Raw genomic sequence first — 24,568 nt, 5'->3', positions numbered from 1 at the left:
GATCAGATTAGCGCTGATCTAATGGCACCCAATCAATCACCCAAGCTGACTTCATGTTTAAACTGGAGTCAGAGGTAATTTTCTTACGAGCTGCATCTGCAGTATCACGGTCTTTTGCTGGACCAACCATAATACGAATACCTTTACTGGTTGGGCTTGTCGTGACCTTATAACCTTTAGCGCGTAGTTTAGAAACAACAGCATCTGCATTTGCCTGATTAGCAGCCAATGCAACCTGTACCATCCATTTCTTATCGCCATTTTCAAGCAATTCACGCGCTTTCTCAGCTTCAGCTTTTTTCTCTGCTTCAGCTTTATGTTTAGCTTCTGCTGTTTTCTTTTCTGCTTCAGCATGTTTCTTAGCTTCAGCTTTCTTTTCCGCCTCAGCTTGATGTTTAGCTTCTTCAGCCTTTTTCTCTGCTTCAGCCTTATGCTTTTTAGCTTCAGCAGCTTTCTTTTCTGCCTCGGCTTGTTTCTTAGCTTCTGCTGCTTTTTTATCAGCTTCGGCCTGACGCTTTGCCTCAGCGGCTTTTTTGTCGGCTTCTGCTTGCTTCTTCGCTTCAGCAGCTTTTTTATCTGCATCTGCTTTAACTGTATCTACTGGCTTTTTTGTATCAGTCTGCTGTCCTTTTGTCTTACCTTCACCACCTGCAACTTCAGGAGGGATATTATCTGAACTTTCCTGCGCAGCAGCACGGCGTGCATTAATCGCAGCATATTCTGCAGCGGCTTTACGCGCTGCATCTGCTTCTGCTTGTTGTTGCATTGCCAAGAACTGAGCAGCACGAGCTTCTTGTTCCGCGACAGCTTTTTCACGGGAACGGCGTTGTTCTTCCAGAAGACGTTTCTCTGTTTCCACATCTACTGCAAGCGGCTGTAGCTGTACCATCTGCCCTTCTTGTGCGGATGGCTTTGGCTTAGCTTGTGGCTTCGGTGATGTAGAGGTTTGTGGTTCAGCGCCCACATGTTTTATTTCTTCATTTCCTTTTAGAAGTAATGCTGCCAATAAAACACCACCACCTAATAAAACAACGCCACCCATCCAGCGTTGTTTGTTATTCATTGACATTCTTCCAAATACTCCCAAATCGCTTCTAAAGTATGAAACGAACCACAGGCTAAAATCAGCTGATTGTTATTTGTCTGCTCAAGCGCTGATTTAAAAGCCTCTTTGATATTGCCAAATTGTTGTATTGTCTGGCCTTGTAGGGCGTCATTCAATTGCTGAATCGGTGCAGCACGCGGCACATTCAACTCAGCAATTTTCCAATGTAAAACAGTAGGTTTCAATAAATCGACTACTGATTTTATATCTTTATCTGCCAGCATTGAAAATACTGCGACAACTTCTGTGTACTGTTTATTGTATTCTAAGAAATTTCGCAATTGCTTTAACAAAAATTCAACACCATGTGGATTGTGTCCAGCATCGAAAATTATGGTTTTTCCATTGACTTGACGCACTTCAAAGCGTCCTGCCAAGCGAGCATTTTCAATGCCCTCCTCTAGCGCCGATTGTGAGATTTCAAGTCCGCTATTTAAGACAGCAGCAACTGCTCCTGCAATATTTTCAATTGCAAGTGACCCTAATGGCAGTTTTAAAGTAGTTCCTTCACTTGCAAAATACCAGTGTTTTCCATCATTTGCGAGTTTATAGAAATAGTCTCTGTTAATCGCGTATAGTGTCGCTTTTGAACTATTGGTTTTATCTTGAATGGCTTGAGGTAAAACTTGCTCACCTGCAAAAATGACTGGAATATCAGGACGAATGATACCTGCTTTTTCAAAAGCAATTTTCTCGATGGTATCGCCTAACCAGTCAGTGTGGTCAAGACCAATATTGGTGATCACAGCAATATTAGGGTCAATGACATTGACGACATCCAGACGTCCGCCTAAACCGACTTCAAGCACCCATACATCGCATTGTTGCTGTTTAAAAATGACAAAAGCAGCCAAAGTGGTTGCTTCAAAAAACGATAAGCTTAAATCGCAATCGCGACGAGCCTGATCAACTTGTACAAAAGCATCAATCAGGCTTTGATCATCAACCTCGACTCCACCTAATTTGACTCGTTCGTTAAACCGATAGATATGCGGCGATTGATACAACCCAACTTTATAACCTTGTGCTTTTAATATAGACGCAAGTGTTGTTGTAGTTGAACCTTTCCCGTTTGTTCCGGCAACAGTGAAAACTTTAGCAGTGGGTTTTGTCACTCCTAATTTTTCTGCTACGGGAATAACACGTTCCAGACCAAGATCGATCCCTGTAACGTGAACATGGCTCCAATAATTGAGCCATGTATCTAAAGAGTCTGTTGAAAGTGGAGCTTGTTGTTTCAAGGTAAGTTCATCAATTTCGATACAAGTCGAGATACAGTATCACGTAAAGCATGACGATGAACAATCTGATCGATTACACCATGATCAAGCAAATATTCAGCACGTTGGAACGGTTCTTCCAATGTTTCACGTACAGTTTGCTCAATTACACGTTTACCAGCAAAGCCGATCATTGCTTTAGGTTCTGCAATATGGATATCGCCCAACATTGCTAAAGAAGCAGTTACACCACCATAAACTGGGTGGGTTAACACTACGATATAAGGTAAACCTGCATCTTTTAATTTTTGAATTGCAGCAGAAGTACGCGCCATTTGCATAAGTGACAACATACCTTCTTGCATGCGTGCACCACCAGAAGCTGCAAAGCAGATTAAAGGTTGGCGTTTTTCAATTGCAAGCTCAGCCGCCTTAACAAAACGGTCACCTACTACAGTACCCATTGAGCCACCCATAAAGTCGAACTCAAAAGCACATGCAATCATGTCTACGCCATTTAAGTTTCCTTGCATAGCAATGAGGGCTTCCGTTTCACCAGTTTTAGTTTGCGCTTCACGCATACGTTCTGGATACGGTTTGCTATCGACAAACTTTAAAGGATCTTTGGCGCTAAATTCTTGACCTAATTCAGCTACAACATTGTCGAAGAACCAGTTTAAGCGATCGCGAGCTTTCATTTTTAAGTGTTCGTCACACTGTGGACATACATACGCATTGAAAGATATAGCTGTACGTGTCACTAAAGCATGACATTCAGGGCACTCAATAGTCGGCTCAGTAAATGTTGCTTTGAGAGTCTGTTGCTCATCTGCAACTTCAATACCTGGAACTGGACGCTGTGTCCATGGCGTCGAAGGGCTAAGAACTTTCCCTGATTTCACTTCTTGATTCATACTAACTCATCGAGCGCTGCTCGAAGCTCCTTGACTTTATTCACCGTCTGTTCAACAGCTTCATCAGCTGTTAACGTTGCAAAAGATTTAACGAAAGCACTACCTACAATCACGGCATCTGCAACGCTACCCATCGCTTTCGCTGATGCAGCATCACTAATTCCGAAACCAACGCCAACAGGAACGTTAGTTATACTTTTGATTTTTTCAATACGCGCAGCCGCTTCAGAAGTATCTAAAGTCGCTGCACCTGTTACACCCTTAAGTGAAACATAGTAGATAAAACCGCTTGCCTGATTTGCTACGTGTTGAATACGTTGATCAGTTGAAGTTGGTGCAAGTAAGAAAATTTGGTCCATATCATGCTGTTTTAAGATCGCACCAAATTCTTTTGACTCTTCTGGTGGTAAATCCACAAGTAATAAGCCATCTACACCACATTGTTTCGCATAAGAAACAAACTTCTCATAACCAATCACTTCAACAGGATTGAGATAACCCATCAAAACAACAGGGGTTTCCTGATCCTGTTCACGAAACTCTTTTACCATGTTCAATGCATCTAAGGTGTTCGTCCCTGCCGCAAGCGCGCGTTCCGCAGCAAGCGCAATAACCGGACCATCAGCCATCGGGTCTGAAAATGGTAAACCAAGCTCAAGAACGTCTACTCCTGCCGCAACCATTTTATGAAGTAACGGAACTGTTACTTGTGGCTGTGGATCCCCCGCCATGACATAAGATACAAGCGCTTTACGTTGTTGGGACTGCAGCTTTTCAAAACGGGTGGCAAGACGTGACATAGGGTTGTGCTTTCCTTGAATTATTTAAAATTGAGGAGTTGTTTGTAGAAATACAAGAACACCGCATTTTAACGCTATTTTTTGCTCATTGAACAGGCCTAACGTTATGGCGATATTCGATTGTATGATTCATACAACCCATGGCGTACATTTATCAATATTTTGAAACTTTTCTCAATGATCAAAGCTTCCTATTTTTGAGCCATTATTCGTTTGCAATATGAATAAAAAATCATCAAAAAATCTATTTCTCTGTATTTTTATGGGTGAGTTGCAATTGCTTTTTACGAGTTAATAATGTTTGCCCTGTTAAATTTTTATGTGCCCTCGCAAGTGCAGACTGATCGGAATAACCCAACTGGTCAGCAATCGCAGTAAGACTTTCATTGTGACTTAACAATATCTCGCAGCGCTTCATACGCTCAGTATCTAAAATTAATTTAAATGAAGTGTTTAATGCCTGTAGTTGACGCTGCAAGCTTCGTACTGAAACATTAAGTTCGATGGCAATATCTTCTATTTTTGGAGCCTGCTGCTTATGCTTTAAATATTCTTGTATGATCCAATGTATTTGCTGAACTAAATCGGTATGTATTTTCCGTTGAACCAAAGCTTCTTCAGCTTGTTTTACTAAAAGCTGCACTAAAGTCGGGTCTGCATGCTGGGGGCGAACATTTAAACTTTCACTTGCAAAAGTTAATGCATAGTACGGTCGGTCAAATGACAATTTGCACTGAAAGAAGCGTTGATAAAGAACCAATGGCCCCCGAGGTCGGTGTACAAATTCGACATGTTGTAAAAGAAAATCATGTAAGGGAGCAATCTCTTTAGCAAGCTGTACCATTGCGGCTAAGGTTAACTCACTAAGCACAATATTACTGTCATCAACCAAAGGCCAATACAAGCGAATTTTGGAAGCATCTTGCTCGATTTGTATGGGTACAACTTGCTCCCCATCTATTACTAGGCGATGAAATTTAGCAATATATTTAACCACTTGACCTAAGGTATCACTTCTGGAGGCCATATAACCCAGCACGCCAAAATTGGCAGGTGTAATACAGGCTGCCATTTCTAAAGCCAAATTGGTCACTTGTAATCGAGATTCGGTTAGTTCTAAAAGCTCAGTAAAAAGATGTAAGGAGGACTGAGCATCAATAGAGGCAGATAAAATATTTTGTATTTGCCGAGTTTGAGTGTCACTTAAATTGAGTGACTGCCACGCTATTCCCTTTTCTTTTAAATACGTATTCCAAAGGTAAAAGTATCCATTTGAGATCGTAAACTCTTGCATGGCGTTTCCTTTTTTTTACTGCCATATTGTCGCAAACTGTATAAAAATTGGCGATAACTGTCAAAACAAAGCCGACCATTCACGACATACTAATGAAAAGCTTAGTTGCGAGAAATACAAAGATGAACGCACATGTTTCTTATCAGGTCGAGCCAGTGGTTCGCAAAGATCTAGATTTTCATTTAAACGAAGCACCACGCTTTTGGTTTAATAACGATCCTTTTTTGACTCGCATGTTTGATGCACTCAGCTTAACCTTTCCCGACGGAGAGCGTTACTTCATTGAATGTGTGCGAATGTTCCGTGACAAAATTGATGACCCGGAACTACAAAAGCGAGTTGCAGATTTTATTAAACAAGAAGCTCAACATGGTATTGCCCATGACAAAATGAATCAGCTCATGAAAGAACAAGGTATGCCTGTGGATGAGTTCACAAGCACACTTAAAAAAATTTTCCGTTTTGAGCTTACCAAACGTTCACCACAATACAATATTGCAATGACAGCCGCGGCTGAACATTTAACAGCATTAATGGCAGAAACCTTTTATAGCAATAAAAAAACCTTGGAAAATGCTCATCCTTACGTTCGCGCATTATTTGCATGGCATGCTATCGAAGAAATGGAGCATCGTGATGTGGCATTTGATGTCATGAGACAGGTGGGTGAAGTTCCAGAGTCAACCCGTCGCTTTGTACTTGTTTTAACAACTGTACTCATGTTTGGTTTTACCCTCTATAGAACCAACATCATGTTGAAATGTGATGGGTTTAGCCCTAAAGAAAGGTTATCGATGACACTCAAAGGTTTACCTTGGTTCTTTGGCAAAAATGGCACATTAACGGCTATGAAAAAGCAATATCTGGACTGGTTTAAAAAAGATTTTCACCCAAGCCAACATGCAGTTATTCGTCAGTACCCTGTTTGGATTGAGACTTTAGAAAAAACAAATGACCCTATCGCAGCGGGTGAGGCATTTTGGCAAGCAGGTTTATAACCTGCTTGTTACCATTTTGCATAATGTTGTTCTAATAGACCGTATTGCTCATTATAAGTAATCGTATCAATTGCTTCATGTTCAATAGTGCCAGTAATTTTAGCTTGCCACTGGTTGAATTGGCTGCCAATCATTCTTAAATTTATATTTTCGTATCGGCACCAACCAACATGCACTTCTAGATTAAGTTTTTGATCTAAAGAGCTAATTTTCCATTTTTCATCATTTATTTTTTCGAACAAAACATCAGTGAGTGGAAATAAAACCCCATTTACCCATAAACAGTTTTCATTACCAAAACTTTCATTGACCCCAGAAGCCAAATTCAACCCAATACGTCGCCCCTGTTCATCCCAAAAATTACATGAAAGCCAGAACCATGCTGTCTCGGGACGTAAAAATCCACAAGTATCATCAAGCGATGCAAATGTCTTTTCATCAAATTGTATAAGTTGATTCTGTTTATTCATGAACATTCCCTCTACAGCTAAAGTGGTCTGCTTTTGGGTATATGTCCAACCATTGATACCTGTTGGGGTACACAAACTTAAAATATCTGTTCCAGCACAAAAAATACGGGCGCTCAGGCAAATTTCCCCATATTTAGTCACCCGAATATATCGCACACCATTAGCATGTTGAATATCTAGTTGATAAGGCGATTTAGAAAAATAACTTTGATTAAATAATGGCTGCTCATCAAGATGAGTTTTATGACCTAAAGGTTGAATGGCGTTCCACTCAATGACTTGTCCTGTCTCATGATCAAAAATATAGAAAAAACCATGTCCAACCCAACCAATATCTGCAATGGCTAGACCAATACTGTAGTGTTTATGCTGAATGCCACAGAATTTAAATTTTTTATACTTTAATTGCTTACGCCAGCCCTTTAAAACCTTACCATAAGGCGTTTTATAGATATAACGTTGTACATGAATAGTCGACGGTACAGATTCAAAACGCCCATAACGAGGCTGTCCATTTTCTTGAATTAAATCCATTATTTATTATCCGTTGATTTCCTGTTCAGCTATTGACTAATAATAGACTGATCACTGACCAGTTGGCTACTTATCTGTTTTGATCTTCAAATGACTTTGATTTAGCCATAAAAAAAGAGCATATTGATATGCTCTTTTTTCTGATATTCACTTAAATCTATATACGATAACTTAAACTCTTTGAGGGTCTATTTCAGTAGCTATGACCCACTCCATCAACAAAATCAAATTCAACTCTCGATTTAAGTGTAATTCAATTTCTAAAAGTTAAGCATCATCGTCACTTGCCTGTTCTGGCTCTGATTCTTGCTCGTTACTGTCCTGATTTTCCAATTTTTTCTCAGCGATTTTTGCTGCTTCATAGCCAGCAAAAGCACCAGCTGCTTTTTCTAGAAAACCTGCATCTGGATCTAATTTATCGACGCCTTGTTCCGCGATAATTGCACCAGCAATTTTACCTACTTCATCTAGAAGACCCATTTTGATTACTCCAAAGAGCTTATGTTGAGCTTCTAGTCTAAGCAGATGAATTGTAAATAGTGGTACAAAAAAGTTGCGATTTGAGCGAGCTATACATGAGATCAGCAACTTTTTATATTTTATTTTTGCCTTTAAGCTTTTTTTAAGAACAGTTAAAGAAGTAAATAAGTATTTTCCCAACGTGTTGGATTGAACTCACCTTGCACTAACTGTATATAACGACCCGCAATATGGTCAATAGGAATACAATCATCAATATCCACTACACGGTCAGTGTGTGGTTTATGCCACTCTTGATCTATAAACTGTTTACCTAATTGTTTTGCACTTACCGCATCAGGTGCAACAACCAAATGATAACTATGCAACTCACCAAAAGCTTGGGGTGTATATCCACCCAGATTAATCAAATATAACTTTAGATCTGAAGCTGATGGGGCTGCATCGGTAAACTGGATTTGATAGTTTTGCCCTTGAGAGCTAACCCCTGAAAGCTTGGCCCAAGCATCGATATGTAACCCTTGAGCCTCACCAAACCAAGCCTGTTTAAGTTGAGGGTAAACTTCTTCTAAAGTATCCCCTACAGCCATAACGATGTCATGGACTTCTGTATTGGCACGCGCATGACGGCCACCCAACATTACCATAAACAAACTTGGCATTTTTTTCCTCTTACATCTCAACCATTTCTACGCCATCAATGCGTGCAACTGTCATTAAATCTTTATCGCCACGGCCTGAAACAGTCGCAATAATAATCTGATCTTTAGACATGGTTGGTGCAAGCTTAGATACATATGCCATAGCATGTGAGCTTTCAAGCGCAGGAATAATCCCTTCGATTTTGGTTAAGTCACGGAAACCTTGCAGCGCCTCAGTATCATTAATTGGCACGTATTCTACGCGCTTCATATCTTTTAAGAAGCTATGTTCAGGACCCACACCCGGATAGTCCAAACCTGCCGAGATACTATGTGTCTCGATAATTTGGCCTTGTGCATCACTCATGAGGTAAGTACGGTTACCATGCAATACGCCCACATGACCTGCATTTAAAGGCGCGGAGTGTTTACCAGTTTCAATACCGAAGCCAGCAGCCTCAACACCATACATTTTCACATTGGCATCGTTTAAGAACGGATAGAACAAGCCCATTGCATTTGAACCACCACCTACACATGCAACTAATGCATCTGGTAAGCGACCTGCTTGCTCCAAAATCTGTTTACGGGCTTCACGGCCAATAATCGACTGGAAATCACGAACGAGTTGAGGATAAGGATGCGGACCTGCAACTGTCCCAATGACATAGTAAGTCGTATCAACGTTAGTTACCCAGTCACGCATTGCTTCGTTCATGGCATCTTTCAGCGTTTTAGAGCCACTTTGTACAGGAACAACTGTTGCATCCAACAAACGCATACGATAAACGTTCATGGCTTGTCGTTTAACGTCTTCAGCACCCATATATACAACACACTCAAGACCTAAACGTGCTGCAATTGTTGCTGTTGCCACGCCATGCTGGCCTGCACCAGTCTCGGCAATAATACGTTTTTTACCAGAAAGCTTTGCAAGTAGTGCTTGACCAATCGTGTTGTTTACCTTGTGTGAGCCTGTATGGTTCAAGTCTTCACGTTTAAGGTAAATCTGCGCACCACCTAACTCTTTTGACCATCGCTCAGCATAATAAAGTGGACTAGGACGACCTACATAATAGGCGAGGTCACGGTCGAATTCTGCCAGAAACTGTTCATCATTTTTCATGCGGGAATAGAGATTTTCCAAATCTTCTAATGCCGCCATTAAAGTTTCTGACACAAAACGTCCGCCATGGATACCGAAATGCCCATTTGCATCTGGGAATTGGGTATAGTCAATCACATTATTTTGCTGATCCACGTTGGACTCCTTGCATAAATCTTTCAATGAGTTGTTGGTCTTTTATACCTTTTGCGGACTCTACGCCTCCGCTCACATCTACTGCAAAAGCACCGGTAGTATGAATAGCGTCAATGACATTGTCAGGGGTTAAACCACCTGCCAAAATTAATGGAATATCAAGTTTCGGGAATTTAGACCAGTCAAACTGATGTCCTGTGCCCCCTTTAAGCTCAGGATGCCATGCATCGAGCAATACAGCACTGGCACCAGCTGCCTGATATTTTTGAATTTCAGCAACTACATCCAGATCAGGTTTAACCTGAATTGCTTTATACCAACGACGTTTACAATGGCGAGCGATGTCTTGGCATTGTTCTGGAGTTTCATTGCCATGTAGTTGTAATACATCTAGGGGAACACAATCAAGTACATCCTGAATTTCAGTGGCACTTGCATTAACAAACAAACCAACCATTTGTACATAAGGTGGAATAAGTTTTGCCAATTCTTCTGCCTGTTCAACTGTTACGTTTCTTGGACTTGGCGGAAAAAACACAAAACCTATCGCATCTGCTCCAGCTGTGACCACTGCTTGAACATCTTGCTTACGAGTAATTCCACAAATTTTTGCTCGAGTACGCTTTTGGTTTGATGGGCTCATGATCTGCCTAAACTACAACCATTTTTTAAAATAAGCGTCATTGTAATGCAATTTTAGTCCCTTGCGTAAAAGTTCTCCGGGAATTGCTCGAAATGACATTGTAGGAAGCAATTCAGCACTTTATACTGCGTTCAAATGGAAGCAAGTGTAAGCAATTGATGCTTTAGGGAAGCTGGTGAAAGTCCGGCACTGCCCCCGCAACGGTAACAATGTAAAGCATATTTTTTAAGTCGAGATCGATTTACACCACTGCAGTGATGTGGGAAGGTGAATATGTCCATAAATGAATTATGGCGCTGAAGTCCGGAGACCTGCTTGTTTCATCTATCTACCCGATCATTCACGTGGGGTGAATGTATGGAGCATGTTATGTCTAAGTCTTTTCAACCTACTCGTCTGGTAGGTGCTATCGCTATTGCGATGGGGTGTTCGCCTATTATTTTTGCTGAAGATACAACAAACGCAATTCAGCTTGATCCAATTGTGGTAACTGCTTCTAAAAGCGCAGAAAAAGCGAGTGAAGTTCCGGCGCGCATTTCAGTGATTGATGAAAAAACCATTGAGCAGAATCCCGCACTCAATTTATCTGATCTCATCCAAAAAGATGCTTCTGTTTATATCAAACAAAATGGCGGTCTTGGACAAGGTACAAACCTCTCTATTCGAGGCACTAACCCAAATCATGTTTTATTACTTAAAGATGGTGCTCGCTTAAATACACCAAATACACTATCTCCTATCTATCCTGAGTTCTTGGATACAACTGATGTTGAGCGCATTGAAGTTCTAAAAGGCCCATCATCTGTACAATACGGTAGTGATGCTATCGGGGGTGTAATTCAAATGATTACGGCTACCCCTCAAAAGAACTCTGCATTTATTACAGGTATTTATGGTGAAAATAAAACCTATAAAGCAATTGTAGGGGCAGATTTAGTCAGTGATGAAGGATTCTATGCTCAAATTCGCGGACAACGTTTGGAAAGCGATGGTACTCGTATATTCGATAGTCAACCAGAGAATATGAAAGCAGCTTATGACCAAAAAGGTTATAGTGCAAAATTAGGTTACAACAATAAAAATGACTTAAATGCCAGCGTTGAAATCAGCCAAAATAAGGGTAATAACAACTACTCAGAAAATAGTGGTGTGAATAATGCTGCAAGAAGAGAGTTTGATAATCAATTAATCACAACAAAAGTTGAATATAAAGCGACATCTGATGTCACTATTAATGCACGTTATTCTAATTTCAAAGATAACGAAGAGTACCATGAATCCTCACCTTATCACGCAGATACTAAACGTAATGAAGGGGATTTAAATATCAAATGGCAATTTACACCAACACAAAACATCTTAGCTGGTACAAGTATTGATAAAACTGAATATAAAGATGCGTCCATATTAAATGGAAAACAAAATATTGATTCCGCTGGTTATTATCTTCAACACCAATATAAAACTGATAAGATTAGTACACAGTTAGGCGTTCGCTTAGAGGACAATGAAAAGTTCGGAACACATACTGTTGGTCAAGGTGCTATCCGTTACTTCCTACTTCCGACAACTAGTATTTATGCCAATATCGGAACCGCCTTTAGAGCACCATCCTTATCAGAACTCTATTATTTTTATGAAAATCCAGCATGGAATTACTATTCATACGGTAATCAAAATTTAAAACCAGAAGAAAGTTTTTCTTATGAAATTGGGGCAGATCATCAATTTAATAGTCATTTATCTGGTTCGATTTCGGCTTATCAAACTAAAGTTAAAAACTTAATCACAACCAATACTGTATTTAATCCTGTAACCTTTGCTACCGTTGCTAATTATGAAAATATAAATAAAGCAGAATTTACAGGTGGTGAAGTCGGTTTAAAATGGAAACAGCAAGATCTGTTCTTATCAACTGAATATGCCTATGTAAAAACAGAGAATAAAGAATCTGGTTTAGAAATTGCGTATCGTCCTAAGCAAACCCTTACCTTAACTACTGGTTTAGAAAATACTGTTTACGGTATTAGCGCTTCCCTTATTGCCCGTTCTAGCTCTAATGCTCAGAATAGCGCTAATCCGCAGAAAGTCCCTGGCTATGCTACTGTCGACCTAAATGCTTACTGGAATATCAATCCAAACGTAAAATTATTTACCAATATTCAAAATGTAGGCGATGTAGATTACAAAACAGTTTACAACTTTGGAAATTGGTATGTAGATGGAGGCCGCCAAGCTTCTGTTGGCGTAACTTTCCGCTATTAATTTTTCACCCTCATTATAAAAATATTTTCTTAACTCCAGTTTCGGGGTAATGTTCTGACCGACATTACCCCCTTTTTTATGTTCAGGATATCCATCATGGGACACCGTTTAAGCAAAATCTATACACGCACAGGCGATTCAGGTACCACAGGTTTAGGCGATGGCTCTCGTGTTGCCAAAGATGATTTACGAATTGCGGCACTTGGTGATGTCGATGAATTGAACGCCATTATTGGTGTACTGCGTGCACAAATCACAGCCAGCCAAGTGACTAATAAAGCAGAATGGGACAAAAGCCTGAGCTTGATCCAACATTGGCTTTTTGACTTAGGCGGCGAAGTTTGTATTCCCAATTACAATTTGCTTCAGCCCATTTGTATTGAATTTCTGGAAAAAGAAATTGATCGTATGAATGAAGATTTGCCTATGCTGAAAGAGTTTATTCTGCCATCTGGCTCTTTATCTTGCAGTTACGCTCATCAAGCGCGTGCTGTTTGCCGTCGTGCAGAACGATCACTTATGTCGGTACAGACTCGTGACCAAAATATTCAAGCCACAGCACTCCAACTTTTAAACCGCCTATCTGACTGGTTATTTGTCGCATCTCGTGCTTTACAACGTGCAGAAGGTGGACAAGAAGTGCTTTGGCAAAAAAATATTAATGAGATTATTTAAAAATAGACTAATTTAAGTATGGTCTCTACTTTTGAAGAGGCCATAATCAACAATAACTGAATAGAAGAAAATTATGCGCATTATTGGTCATCGTGGTGCACGCCGAGAAGCTCCTGAAAATACTTTAGGTGGTTTTCAGCACATAAAAAATTTAGGTATCCGTGGTGTCGAATTTGATATTCGCCAGCTTCAGGACCAAGAACTGGTCGTTATTCATGACGATAATTTTTTACGTACAGCTGGAGTCGACCAAATTGTTGAGCAATCCACTTTGGCTCAAGCTTTATCATTTGATCATCGACAAAACTGGCCCAATTGGCCAAATTCAGAGCCAACCCCTACTCTTACAGGCGTTTTAAATTTACTTGATAACTTTGATCATATTGAAGTTGAGGTTAAAGCTGTCAGAGATATGGCATTTGCAGAAAAGTTAGTTCAAAAGCTTGAGTCTGAATTACAGGGGTATGAAAAAGTCGTGACTATTACAAGTTTCGATCTTCAAATTCTAACTGCCTTACGTGATATCAACTCTCAATTTAAACGCGGTTTGCTAGTTGAACTTCCGGTTGGAGCTACAGCGATTGAACTCGCTCATCAATTTGGTTGCTGTCATATTGGTTGGTATGACCAGCTTGCTACAGATGAAATGATTCAATTGTCTCACCAAGCAGGTTTAAACATTAGTGTCTGGACAGTAAATGATGTAGAAAGAGCGAAAAGGCTCCGCGATTTAGATATTCAGGGCTTAATTACAGATATTCCTACAACAATGCTCGAAACACTCTAAATGAAAAAAGGTGGTATTAACCACCTTTTATTTTTTCTCGGCCTGAATCAGGCGTTGTCCATTCTGATCAAGTAAATATAGGGTATTACCTACCAACTGGAAGCGTTGAATACGTTGTAAGGAATCAACTAGTTCTGCTTCTTGTGCCAAAGCACCATCACAACTTGAATGTCCCGCATTAACTTCCATATCAAGTTTCTTTTGGTTGAAATCAAAAGTGTATCGTCCAAAAATACGGTTACATCCAGTATGACCAGTTACAGTTTTGACTGCTGAGTTCAGTGAAAGAGTCGGCCATTGGTTAAAGAATTTTGCCTTATGACCATTAATCTGAGTGATTTGCCAATCAATATCTTGAACACCTTCCGGGCTCACTTTCTTCTTAACTACCGGAGTTTGTGCATGGTGTATGGGTTTTACATGGCCCTTTTGAACATTTTGTTGCGGCGCGCTTTGACATGCTGCCAATACAAGGCTGATTGCGATGAAAAGACATTTCAATGGCAATTTTCCTGCAATATCAATGCTGTTCTTTTTTCTCAATCGCTGTATTTTCATTACACAACTTCTCCTATCTGAAATGTTGCCAAGCATGGTTTAATTCTGTTACGGTTCTTTCGATACATCTGTACAATAATGTTAGTGATTCTCACTATGCACGTGCTAATATGATGTGCAAAATAGCAATAAATCTTGATGATTGGTTTTGCTATGTCGTTTTGTCTTTTTACCTTGTATGACAAGGTTTCTAGGAGCGCTGCCGGATATGACTTCCGCCCCACTCAAGGCCCCAATTAACTGGACCGCTAGCATTACCTTAATTGGTTTACCAATTCTTGCTGCAATCATAATCCCGATTTACGCGTATTATTATGATTTTAGTGTAAGCGCATGGGTAAGCTTATTTTTTCTTTTAGCTTTAAGTAGCATGGGGATTACTGCTGGTTATCACCGTCTTTGGGCACATCGTGCTTATGAAGCGTCGTTACCTCTTAAAATTCTTTTAATGATTGGCGGCACATTTGCTGTACAAAACAGTATTCTGTTTTGGGCATCTGGTCACCGTACCCACCATCGCCATGTTGACGATGTGGATGAAGATCCATATTCAATTGAACGTGGATTCTGGTATGCCCATATGGGTTGGATGATTCGCGATCATTCTCCATCTGAGCCAGACTTTAAAAATGCGCCTGATTTACTCAATGACAAACTGGTGATGTTCCAGCATAAATACTATGCTTTACTTGTCGTAGCAGTTCACGTTGGTATTTTAGGTTTAGTCGGCTGGGCAACTGGCGATTTATGGGGAGTTGTTCTTCTCGGTGGTTTAGTACGTTTAATCATTAGCCATCAAGTAACTTTCTTCATTAACTCTCTTTGCCATATGTTTGGTAAACGTCCTTATACCGATGAAAACTCAGCACGCGATAACTTCTGGTTAGCGATTGCAACATGGGGCGAGGGTTATCACAACTATCACCATATTTTCCAATACGATTATCGTAATGGTGTGAAATGGTGGCAATATGACCCAACTAAATGGTTAATTTGGACATGTTCTAAGATTGGTTTAGCAAAGAACCTACGTCGTATTCCAAGTTTTAATATTAAAAAAGCAGAATTGGCAATGAAGTTTAAATATGCTGAACAGGATCTTGCGATTTATGGCCACGATGTAAATGCCGACATTAGTCAAATGAAGCAACGTATTGCTCAAGAATATGAAGCATTTACGCATACTTTAAATGACTGGGCGAAACTCAAAGAACAAGAGTTACAAGCAAAGAAAGCAGCAATGGCTGAAAAGATTCATAAAATGGATCATAAGTTAAAAGTTGATTTCCAATTGCTTGAACATCGTTTGAGTCATCACCGTGAGTGTCTAGAAACTTTAATGCGCAACATTAAAAAGAACACAAACGTCGTACCAGACTAATACGTCTCTAGTTCGAAATAGCGCCTGTAAAGCCATGCTTTGCAGGCGCTATTTTTTTGGCTCGTTTTTAACTATGGTATAGTGAAGTTCGCCTCAAATATTTAGTCCAGCCTATGCAATTTAATCCGCTTTATTCATCACTCAATTCTAAGCTTTTTCATATACAGCAGCCTTCCCCACTTCGCGGTGCAAAAGCTGGACACTTTAATTTAGCTTTAGCCGAAGAATTACAATGGACGGATGAAGAAAAAAAAGCATGGGTTGAGATCTGTAGTGGCCAGCGGACTTTCCCAGAGTTTCCACCTTTAGCAATGGTTTATGCAGGCCATCAATTTGGACAATGGGCAGGTCAGCTAGGCGACGGACGAGGTTTACTCATTGGACAAATTCTGAATAAAAAAGGTCAAACCATCGATTTGCATTTGAAGGGTGCAGGCCCTACCCCTTATTCACGCATGGGAGATGGCCGAGCAGTTTTACGTTCAGTTATTCGCGAATATTTAGCAGGTCATGCCTTAAATGCTCTAGGAGTCGCCTCGAGTCATGCAGTAGGTTTTACAAGCTCTACCCAAGGTGTACAACGTGAAAAACTAGAACCTGGTGCAATGTTGCTTAGGACATCTGAATGTCATATTCGTTTAGGGCATTTTGAATGGATCAATCAATATGCGCCTGAGTTATTGGCCGAGTTCACTCAAAAATGCATTGAATGGCACTATCCAGAATGCCAACAAGAAGAACAGCCTATTTTAGCTTTTGCTAAAGCTGTGATTAGAAATACAGCCATTATGATTGCTAAATGGCAGCTGGTCGGTTTTGCTCACGGTGTGATGAATACCGATAACTTGAATATTACGGGCTCTACACTCGATTTTGGCCCATACGGTTTTATGGAACGTTTCCGTCCAAACTGGATTAACAACCATTCTGATTACCAAGGGCGTTATACCTATCAAAACCAGCCGAGTATTGCGCACTGGAATTTATGGACTTGGTTAAATAATCTCATTCCACTTGCTGAGCCTGAGCAAAAGGAGCAATTCAAAGAAGCGTTGGCCGCTTGTCTAGAAGAATTTGAACCCACTTTTATTGAGCATTACACCACTGGGTTATGCAAAAAAATGGGGCTTCCTCATTTTCATAAAGACAGTACTGAATGCGGCTTAAGCTTTTTACGTATTTTGCAAACAGAGCAGCTTGATTACACTCAAAGCTTTATTCGCCTTCAAAATAAAGAATATAAGGTTTTACGTGATGATTGCCTTGATATTCGACAATTTGATGCTTTCCTTACGCAATACGAAAATATTCGTGAACATCAAGATACCGATGAACTTGATGCGAACATGCAAGAAGCAAATCCGATTTATATTTTACGTAATCATATGGCACAGCGAGCGATTGAAGCAGCGGAGCGAGATGATTTTAGTGAAGTAGACCGTTTGTTTAAGTTACTCAATCATCCTTATACAAGACAACCAGATTTGGAAAAACCTGAAGACTTAGGGCCATTGCCAAGCGATGTACCTGATGTAGCAGTGAGCTGTTCGTCTTAATTTTTTATCCACATTTTCTGTGGATAACATTGTGGTTATCCACAGAATAACTTTTCTAAACAATTATTCTTCTGGATATTCGAAGCGATATCCTACACCGTAAACAGCTTGAATCCACTCATGACGGTTACCAGTTTCCGCCACTTCCGTGATTTTTCGACGCAAGTTTTTAATATGGCTATCAATAACTCGGTCAGCAACATCAAAGCTATCCGGATTAATATGGTCTAATAATTGTGCACGTGAATAAACTTGCCCCACATGTTCTAAAAATAGCTCAAGTAGGCGAAATTCTGTCGGCGTTAAACTTAAAGATTTTTGTTGATACCAAATTCTTTGTTGGGCTTTATCGATGCGGAACGAATCATTTTGTTCTGGCTCAGCCTTACGTTCCAAACGGCGTAAAACTGCTTGTACACGGGCAACTAACTCTTTTGGACTAAAAGGTTTGCACACATAATCGTCTGCTCCCATATTTAGCCCTAAAACACGGTCAATTTCTTCAGTACGTGCAGTTACCATAATAATTGGTAAGTCTGACTGTTCACGTACCTTACGGCAAATCGTTAAACCATCCATTCTTGGAACCATTAAGTCCAGAATCATTAAATTAGGTTTACGTTGTTGAAAGCTCGTATAAGCATCTTGACCATCATGAAACATGCTTACTTCGAAACCAGCAGCCTCAAGATAATCACGCACCAGATGCGCTAACTCGACTTCATCTTCAACCAACATTACATGTTTCATGGGCCATTTTTCCTTTTATTTAACTCTGCTTTTTAAAGGTAAGTACACAACGTAAACCACCTAATGGTGAGTGTTCAAAACTTAGTGTACCACCAAGCGCTTGCGCAATTTTACAAGATAAAGCTAAGCCTAGTCCTGTTCCACCTGTACTACGCGTGCGCGAATCATCTACACGATAAAAACGTTCACCTAAACGTGATAATTGTTCATCACTTAAACCAAACGGACTGTCATCGACATATAAAGTCCACTCCTGAGACGTTTGAGTTGTATGAATATGAATCTTTCCACCTGTTTCGGTATAACGAATACTATTACTAATTAAATTAACAATAATTTGTTTAAAGCGATCACGGTCTAATAATAATGGAACGCCCTCACCTTCCACCTCAATTTCCAGCCCTGCCTGTTCGAGTTTAGGTCTGAAATTTTCAACTTCTTGCAGTACAACATCCCAAGGGTTGACCGAACTTAAATAGCATTTAAGTTGCTGAGCATCGGCCTGTGCCAAGTCTGCAAGATCTTGAGTGAGTTTCTTTAAGCTTGAAACTTGTCTCATCATGGCATCGAGATGTTCAGGAGTCGCCTTTCGAATACCATCTTGCATTGCCTCGATTTGCGCTTGCAATACAGCTAATGGTGTTTTTAACTCATGAGATGTATCTGCAACCCATTGACGTCGTGATTCTTCATGTTGATGTAAAATCTCGGCTAAATGATTTAGTTGAGTTGATAAGTCACCTAGTTCATCATTTCGTTTAATCACAACTTGATGCTGATAATTACCTTTAGTTAATTCATTTGTTGCATTTAATAAACGCTGAATTGGCTTTTTAAAATAAGTTGCCATTAAAAGTGCTGCAACTAAACTCGACAGCAATGTTAAGGCATAAATTAAAAGTAAATAACGCTTTTGATTACTAAAGAAATTAATACTTAAAGCATCTTCTTTATCTAGGACTGGTTTTAGTCCTAAGTACCCTACCACCTCATTGTTGACGATGATAGGACGGTACGACATTTGATCTGAAGATGGCGGTTCACCCACTACAAACTGATGTTTGGCATCATATAAGGATAAACGAGAACTTAAGCCTAAACGGTCTGGTAAAGCAATAAAGCGCTTCTTACCATTTTGTGTCTCAATATCTTTGAGACTTCCTCTTTTTGACTTGTTTTTATTGTCATCACGTGGACGAAACTGGTTAGCACTTAACGGGAATTTTAAACCTTCAAATGGTTGATATTCAGAAGGTAAGTTTTTTTCTAGTGTGCGTAACTCTTCATCGCTAAAAATAGAATTTTTATTTGGAGATGCACCATCTGGAGAAACATTAATGAGAGTGTGTTCATCGAAAGAATGCTGCTGAATGGCAATGTCATATTGGCGTCTTAACCACCACTGTGAAAGACGATCGTAATCATCTGGAGCGGCTGTTCCTTCAATTTGTAAGATTTGGGCTTGAATCGCGTTTCCCCAATCATGATAAACGTTATAAACATTTCCAAGATTGGTCATGAGCCGATCTAGCTTTTGCATTTCAACATCGGCCACATATTTGGCAAAGTTCTTTTGCATAGTCCAGTGCAGAACACTCAAACTTGCGGTTGCAATTAACAGCGTGGTAAGCAAGACCGTTAAAAATAGCCGCAATGCAATGGGAACACGTAGAACGTTCAAAAGCACTCTCTCATTTTTATCCTATATTTTGCATTGTAACCAACAACGAAAAGAAAAACTCTCCATTGTTTCTTCATCTTTATTATCTAATCTTTAAGTCATCTTAAAACAAACATTAAAGGGCTTTAAACATGAAAATGACGGCTAAAATCGCATTATTCAGTGCAGCAATTGTAACTATGGGCAGTTTGGCAGCTTGTCAATCAAACCCTCAAACGCCTAATTCAGAACATCATATGATGAAAGATGGTCCACGTGATGGTCATTACCGTATGAAACATCGTGAATTTACACCTGAGCAAAAAGCAGCGTGGGAACAGCACCGCGCAGAACGTCAAGCTCGTTTTGAACAGATTCAAAAAGCATGTGAAGGCAAGGCAAATGGTCAAGCTGTAAATGTCCAAGTTGGAGATAGAACACTTGAAGGGACTTGTAATCTTCGTTTCGAACCAAAGCGTCCTCAACCACCAATGAATGCTCCAGCTCCAGTAGCACCACAAGCAAAATAATTTTAAAAATACTGCAATAAAAGGCGCCTATCGGCGCCTTTTTTGTGTACATAACTACTTACGATTTTGACTATTTGTCTCATCTAAACTTCACCAAAAGTGTTTACACTCAAAGCACTTACATAGTTCAAGTATTTTTTTCTTGACTTTGCAGTCACAAAGTAAAGGCCCTGAGGTGCTTGTACAGTTATGCAAGTTGTTGCACGATGTAATGGTTCAAGGTGCCTCTTATGGCACATTATCGTAGATTAGGATTATAACTCTGGTTTCACCAGTATTGAGGAACCCGATATGCCACAATACAAAGCGCCCTTACGTGATATGCAATTTGTTTTGCATGAATTATTAAATGCTGAAGAACACTATGCAAAATTACCTGACTTTCAAGGTAACGTAAGCCGTGAATTGGTTGATCAATATTTAGAAGCTGCGGCAGACTTCTGTGAAAATGAACTTTCTCCTTTAAACCAAGTTGGCGACCGTGAAGGTTGTACTTGGAATGATGGTGTTGTTACTACACCAACAGGCTTTAAAGAAGCTTATCAAAAATACATCGAACTTGGCTTCCCGTCTTTATCAGCAGAAGAGCAATACGGCGGTCAAGGTTTACCTAACTCTTTAGGTATCGCAATTTCAGAAATGGTAGGTAGCTCTAACTGGGCATGGGGTATGTACCCTGGCTTGTCTCACGGAGCAGTACGTACATTAGAACATCATGGTTCTGATGAACAAAAAAATACTTACTTACCAAACCTTGTTTCAGGTGTTTGGACAGGTACGATGTGTTTAACTGAATCTCATGCAGGTTCAGACTTAGGTATTATCCGTACTAAAGCAGAACCAAATGCAGATGGTAGCTATGCAATCTCTGGCGAGAAAATCTTTATCTCTGCTGGTGAACATGATATGGCTGAAAACATTATCCATATCGTTCTTGCTCGCCTTCCAGGTGCACCCAAAGGGACTAAAGGTATTTCGTTATTTATCGTTCCTAAGTTCAATGTCAATGCAGACGGAACGATTGGCGAGCGAAATGCAGTACGTTGTGGTTCTATTGAACACAAAATGGGTATCCATGGTAACGCAACTTGTGTCATTAATTTTGACCAAGCTAAAGGTTACTTGATCGGACCTGAAAACCGTGGTTTGAACTGTATGTTCACCTTCATGAACACAGCACGTATTGGTACTGCGGTTCAAGGTTTATCTGCATCTGAGTCATCTTTCCAAGGTGCTTTAGCTTACGCGAAAGAGCGTTTAGCAATGCGTTCACTTTCTGGTCCTAAAGCTCCAGAAAAAGAAGCAGACCCAATTATTGTTCACCCTGCTGTTCGCAACATGCTTTTAACTCAAAAAGCATTTGCTGAAGGCGGTCGTGCACTTGTTTACTTACTTGCTCAATATGCAGATATCGTTGAAAAAGGCGAAACTGAAGAAGAGCGTAAGTTTGCTGACAACATCTTGTCTTTATTGACTCCAATTGCAAAAGCATTCTTAACTGAAACAGGTTCTGAGTCTGCTAAGCACGGTGTTCAAGTCTTCGGTGGTCATGGCTTTATTTCTGAGCATGGCATGGAACAAATCGTACGTGATACACGTATTGCCTGCTTGTATGAAGGTACAACTGAAATTCAAGCACTAGACTTATTAGGCCGTAAAGTTTTACAAACTCAAGGTGCAATGCTTCGTGATTTCACTAAGATTGTTCACAAGTTTGTAGAAGCAAATAAAGACAATGCTGCCATGAAAGAATTTGTTGAGCCACTTGCTGCGCTTAACAAAGAATGGGGCGACCTCACTATGCAAATCGGTATGCGTGCAATGCAAAATCCGGATGAAGTGGGCGCTGCTGCCGTAGATTACCTCTACTTCGCTGGTTACGTTACTTTAGCTTATCTATGGGCTCGTATGGCGCTTGTAGCACAAGAGAAATTAGCAGAAGGTACAACTGACGTTGATTTCTATAACGCGAAAGTTACGACTGCTCGCTTCTACTTCAAGAAAATCTTGCCACGCGTACGTTCTCACGTAGAGGTTATTGCTGGTGGTTTAGACCCATTGATGTCATTAGATGCTGAACATTTCGCTTTCTAACCATAGTTAGTTGCGATATGCAATGTTAAAAATTAAAAAAGGACTGCTCAGTTTTGACGGTCCTTTTTTTATAAGATCAGTGATAAATTTAGACTTTAAATTCAATATCCATTTCGTTTTACAGGATATCTAGCACAAGTTGATGTGCATAAAAAAGGTGAACGATTATGCCAATTTACAATGCTCCTTTAGCTGATATGAAATTCATCTTAAATGATGTATTTAAAGCAGAACAATTTTGGCAGTCTAATGAGAAACTCGCTCATGTAGATGCTGCAACAGCTGAAGCAATTTTAGAAGAAATGGCTAAATTTGCTCAGAACGTGACTCATCCATTAAACCGTACTGGTGATGAAGAAGGCGCTCGCTATGAAAACGGCGAAGTCTTTACGCCTACTGGCTTTAAAGATGCATTTCGTCAATATGCAGAAGGTGGTTGGATTGGCTTAGGCGCAGATGAAGAATGGGGCGGTCAAGGCATGCCAAAAATGCTGACCGTTCTTGCCGATGAAATGTTATTTGCGACAAACCCATCTTTCATGCTCTACCCGCTTCTTTCAGTAGGTGCTGGTATGGCTTTAAGTAGCTATGCTTCTCAAGAGCAAAAAGAAACTTATTTACCTAAGATTTATTCAGGTGAATGGTCAGGTACCATGTGTTTGACTGAACCACATGCAGGTACTGACTTAGGTATTATTAAAACTAAAGCAGAACGTAATGAAGACGGTACTTATAACATTACAGGTACTAAAATCTTCATCACTGGCGGTGACAACGATTTAGCAGAAAACATCATTCACTTGGTACTTGCTAAAACTCCAGATGCTCCTGCTGGTTCACGTGGTATCTCGCTATTTATCGTACCGAAATACCTTGTAAAAGAAGATGGTTCTTTAGGTGACCGCAACCATGTTGGCCCAGGTTCTATTGAACATAAAATGGGGATCAAAGCATCTGCTACTTGTGTAATGAACTTTGATGGCGCAAAAGGTTACCTCGTTGGTAAAGAAAACGAAGGTCTCGCTGCGATGTTCGTTATGATGAACTACGAACGTTTATCAATGGGTATTCAAGGTTTAGGTGCTTCTGAATTTGCTTATCAAAATGCTGCTCAATATGCGACTGACCGTTTACAAGGCCGTAGTGCAGCTGGTGTCCAATCACCAAACAAACCTGCTGATAGCATTTTAGTACATGGTGATGTACGTCGTATGCTACTTAACGTCCGTGCAAACAACGAAGCTTCTCGTGCATTTGCAGTCTATGTAGGTCAACAGCTCGATATCACTAAGTTCTCAACTGATGCAGAAGCTGTGAAAAAAGCGAATGACCGCGTTGCGCTTTTAACACCAATCGCAAAAGCTTACCTTACAGATACCGCATTCCAAGCAACTTTGGATGCTCAGATGGTATTTGGTGGTCACGGATATATTCGTGAATGGGGTATGGAACAATGTATCCGTGATCTTCGTATTGCGCAAATCTACGAAGGTACCAACGGCGTTCAGTCTCAAGATTTAATTGGTCGTAAAACTATTAAATGTGGCGGTGCATTCATTGCTGAATACATTACAGAAATCCGTGACTTTGCAAATGATTTAGACACCGATTTGAACTTCATTAAAGATGCAACTTTAGATGCTGCAACTGAAATTGAAGCAATCACTCAGTTTATTATTGAACAAGCTGCTGAAAATGTAGATTTCCCAAATGCTGCTGCTGTTGATTACTTACATGCAGTGGGCTTACTCAGCTTCTCCTATATGTTTGCAAAAATTGCAGCTGCTGCTAAAGATAAATCTGGTGATTTCTACCAAAACAAACTTGCTTTAGCTCAATACTTTGTTGAACGTATCTTGCCAGATATTGATGCACGTATTGCTAAAATCAAAGCTGGTTCAGACTTAATTATGGGCTTTAGTGAAGACTACTTTACAAACCAAGCATAATTA

22 protein-coding genes and 1 riboswitch are annotated in these 24,568 nt (G+C 40.1%); of the genes, 9 read left to right on the top strand and 13 right to left on the bottom strand.

The genetic code is table 11. The features are described from left to right. Window positions 1-7: 7 nt before the first annotated feature. The 5 genes from J576_RS04420 to J576_RS04400 all read right to left on the bottom strand — a co-directional run bounded on the left by J576_RS04420 (window position 8) and on the right by J576_RS04400 (window position 5,333). Window positions 8-1,069 (bottom strand): SPOR domain-containing protein, encoded by a 1,062-nt coding sequence (locus J576_RS04420; protein ID WP_002051347.1) that lies wholly within the window; start codon window positions 1,067-1,069, stop codon window positions 8-10. After that, window positions 1,060-2,346 (bottom strand): bifunctional tetrahydrofolate synthase/dihydrofolate synthase, encoded by a 1,287-nt coding sequence (gene folC, locus J576_RS04415; protein WP_002051191.1) that lies wholly within the window; start codon window positions 2,344-2,346, stop codon window positions 1,060-1,062. The genes J576_RS04420 and folC overlap by 10 nt, the downstream gene beginning before the upstream one ends. Beyond that, the gene (gene accD / locus J576_RS04410; RefSeq protein WP_002051365.1) at window positions 2,343-3,239 is read right to left on the bottom strand and encodes an acetyl-CoA carboxylase, carboxyltransferase subunit beta; all 897 of its coding nucleotides are present in this window, start codon (window positions 3,237-3,239) and stop codon (window positions 2,343-2,345) included. The genes folC and accD overlap by 4 nt, the downstream gene beginning before the upstream one ends. Beyond that, window positions 3,236-4,039, bottom strand: coding sequence for a tryptophan synthase subunit alpha (gene trpA / locus J576_RS04405; RefSeq protein WP_002051145.1), 804 nt, complete (start codon window positions 4,037-4,039; stop codon window positions 3,236-3,238). Before trpA ends, accD begins: the two co-directional genes overlap by 4 nt. Window positions 4,040-4,283: 244 nt before the next feature. After that, entirely contained in the window at window positions 4,284-5,333 is a 1,050-nt protein-coding gene (locus tag J576_RS04400) for an AraC family transcriptional regulator (protein WP_002051100.1), read from the bottom strand. A gap of 122 nt (window positions 5,334-5,455) precedes the next feature. On the opposite strand from J576_RS04400, the gene J576_RS04395 reads away from it, so the two are divergent. Continuing rightward, window positions 5,456-6,331, top strand: coding sequence for a metal-dependent hydrolase (locus J576_RS04395; RefSeq protein WP_002051450.1), 876 nt, complete (start codon window positions 5,456-5,458; stop codon window positions 6,329-6,331). An 8-nt stretch (window positions 6,332-6,339) separates the two neighbouring features. Here the strand turns inward: J576_RS04395 and J576_RS04390 are convergent, their stop codons facing one another. The 5 genes from J576_RS04390 to J576_RS04370 form a co-directional block, all read right to left on the bottom strand. Then, window positions 6,340-7,335, bottom strand: a complete 996-nt coding sequence (locus J576_RS04390; RefSeq protein WP_002051169.1) for a DUF2804 domain-containing protein — start codon at window positions 7,333-7,335, stop codon at window positions 6,340-6,342. Between the two features lie 267 nt (window positions 7,336-7,602). After that, window positions 7,603-7,815: a hypothetical protein gene (locus tag J576_RS04385; RefSeq protein ID WP_002051387.1), complete on the bottom strand. Its 213-nt coding sequence runs from the start codon at window positions 7,813-7,815 to the stop codon at window positions 7,603-7,605. Between the two features lie 152 nt (window positions 7,816-7,967). After that, window positions 7,968-8,477 carry a DUF1543 domain-containing protein gene (locus tag J576_RS04380; protein ID WP_002051570.1) on the bottom strand — a complete coding sequence of 170 codons (510 nt, stop codon included), beginning with the start codon at window positions 8,475-8,477 and terminating at the stop codon, window positions 7,968-7,970. A 10-nt stretch (window positions 8,478-8,487) separates the two neighbouring features. Then, window positions 8,488-9,717: a tryptophan synthase subunit beta gene (trpB, locus tag J576_RS04375; RefSeq protein ID WP_002051322.1), complete on the bottom strand. Its 1,230-nt coding sequence runs from the start codon at window positions 9,715-9,717 to the stop codon at window positions 8,488-8,490. Then, window positions 9,701-10,360, bottom strand: a complete 660-nt coding sequence (locus J576_RS04370; RefSeq protein WP_002051553.1) for a phosphoribosylanthranilate isomerase — start codon at window positions 10,358-10,360, stop codon at window positions 9,701-9,703. The genes trpB and J576_RS04370 overlap by 17 nt, the downstream gene beginning before the upstream one ends. 126 nt (window positions 10,361-10,486) lie before the next feature. Continuing rightward, window positions 10,487-10,693: riboswitch (cobalamin riboswitch) on the top strand. Window positions 10,694-10,717: 24 nt separating this feature from the next. On the opposite strand from J576_RS04370, the gene J576_RS04365 reads away from it, so the two are divergent. From J576_RS04365 to J576_RS04355, 3 genes are all read left to right on the top strand, one after another. Beyond that, window positions 10,718-12,625 (top strand): TonB-dependent receptor plug domain-containing protein, encoded by a 1,908-nt coding sequence (locus J576_RS04365; protein ID WP_081404061.1) that lies wholly within the window; start codon window positions 10,718-10,720, stop codon window positions 12,623-12,625. Window positions 12,626-12,721: 96 nt separating this feature from the next. After that, window positions 12,722-13,300, top strand: coding sequence for a cob(I)yrinic acid a,c-diamide adenosyltransferase (locus J576_RS04360; protein ID WP_002051539.1), 579 nt, complete (start codon window positions 12,722-12,724; stop codon window positions 13,298-13,300). A 73-nt stretch (window positions 13,301-13,373) separates the two neighbouring features. Continuing rightward, on the top strand, window positions 13,374-14,087 hold the full coding sequence (locus J576_RS04355) for a glycerophosphodiester phosphodiesterase (RefSeq protein WP_002051567.1): 714 nt from the start codon (window positions 13,374-13,376) through the stop codon (window positions 14,085-14,087). Window positions 14,088-14,114: 27 nt separating this feature from the next. Here J576_RS04355 and J576_RS04350 read toward each other — a convergent pair whose 3' ends face one another. After that, window positions 14,115-14,645, bottom strand: a complete 531-nt coding sequence (locus J576_RS04350) for an META domain-containing protein (protein ID WP_002051369.1) — start codon at window positions 14,643-14,645, stop codon at window positions 14,115-14,117. A gap of 208 nt (window positions 14,646-14,853) precedes the next feature. Here J576_RS04350 and J576_RS04345 point away from each other — a divergent pair, with 208 nt between their 5' ends. Both J576_RS04345 and J576_RS04340 read left to right on the top strand, forming a co-directional pair. Continuing rightward, complete coding sequence (locus J576_RS04345) at window positions 14,854-16,026, top strand: acyl-CoA desaturase (RefSeq protein ID WP_002051241.1); 1,173 nt, start codon at window positions 14,854-14,856, stop codon at window positions 16,024-16,026. A gap of 113 nt (window positions 16,027-16,139) precedes the next feature. Then, window positions 16,140-17,582: a protein adenylyltransferase SelO gene (locus J576_RS04340; RefSeq protein WP_002051377.1), complete on the top strand. Its 1,443-nt coding sequence runs from the start codon at window positions 16,140-16,142 to the stop codon at window positions 17,580-17,582. Window positions 17,583-17,645: 63 nt separating this feature from the next. Here the strand turns inward: J576_RS04340 and J576_RS04335 are convergent, their stop codons facing one another. Both J576_RS04335 and baeS read right to left on the bottom strand, forming a co-directional pair. Then, window positions 17,646-18,332: a response regulator gene (locus J576_RS04335; RefSeq protein WP_002051374.1), complete on the bottom strand. Its 687-nt coding sequence runs from the start codon at window positions 18,330-18,332 to the stop codon at window positions 17,646-17,648. A gap of 19 nt (window positions 18,333-18,351) precedes the next feature. Beyond that, entirely contained in the window at window positions 18,352-20,013 is a 1,662-nt protein-coding gene (baeS, locus tag J576_RS04330; protein ID WP_002051338.1) for a sensor histidine kinase efflux regulator BaeS, read from the bottom strand. 131 nt (window positions 20,014-20,144) lie between these two features. On the opposite strand from baeS, the gene J576_RS04325 reads away from it, so the two are divergent. The 3 genes from J576_RS04325 to J576_RS04315 all read left to right on the top strand — a co-directional run bounded on the left by J576_RS04325 (window position 20,145) and on the right by J576_RS04315 (window position 24,565). Next, window positions 20,145-20,522, top strand: a complete 378-nt coding sequence (locus J576_RS04325) for a hypothetical protein (protein WP_002051566.1) — start codon at window positions 20,145-20,147, stop codon at window positions 20,520-20,522. Window positions 20,523-20,813: 291 nt separating this feature from the next. Then, window positions 20,814-22,616 carry an acyl-CoA dehydrogenase C-terminal domain-containing protein gene (locus tag J576_RS04320; RefSeq protein ID WP_002051264.1) on the top strand — a complete coding sequence of 601 codons (1,803 nt, stop codon included), beginning with the start codon at window positions 20,814-20,816 and terminating at the stop codon, window positions 22,614-22,616. A 167-nt stretch (window positions 22,617-22,783) separates the two neighbouring features. Further along, a complete protein-coding gene (locus J576_RS04315) occupies window positions 22,784-24,565 on the top strand; it encodes an acyl-CoA dehydrogenase C-terminal domain-containing protein (protein WP_002051205.1) in 1,782 nt (593 codons plus the stop codon). The last annotated feature ends 3 nt before the right edge of the window (window positions 24,566-24,568 follow it).

The sequence above is a fragment of the Acinetobacter sp. 766875 genome (assembly GCF_000582055.1).
Lineage (GTDB): Bacteria > Pseudomonadota > Gammaproteobacteria > Pseudomonadales > Moraxellaceae > Acinetobacter > Acinetobacter nosocomialis.
Note: the sequence above shows the minus strand (reverse complement) of the source record. Positions and strands in the feature narration are given on the sequence as shown.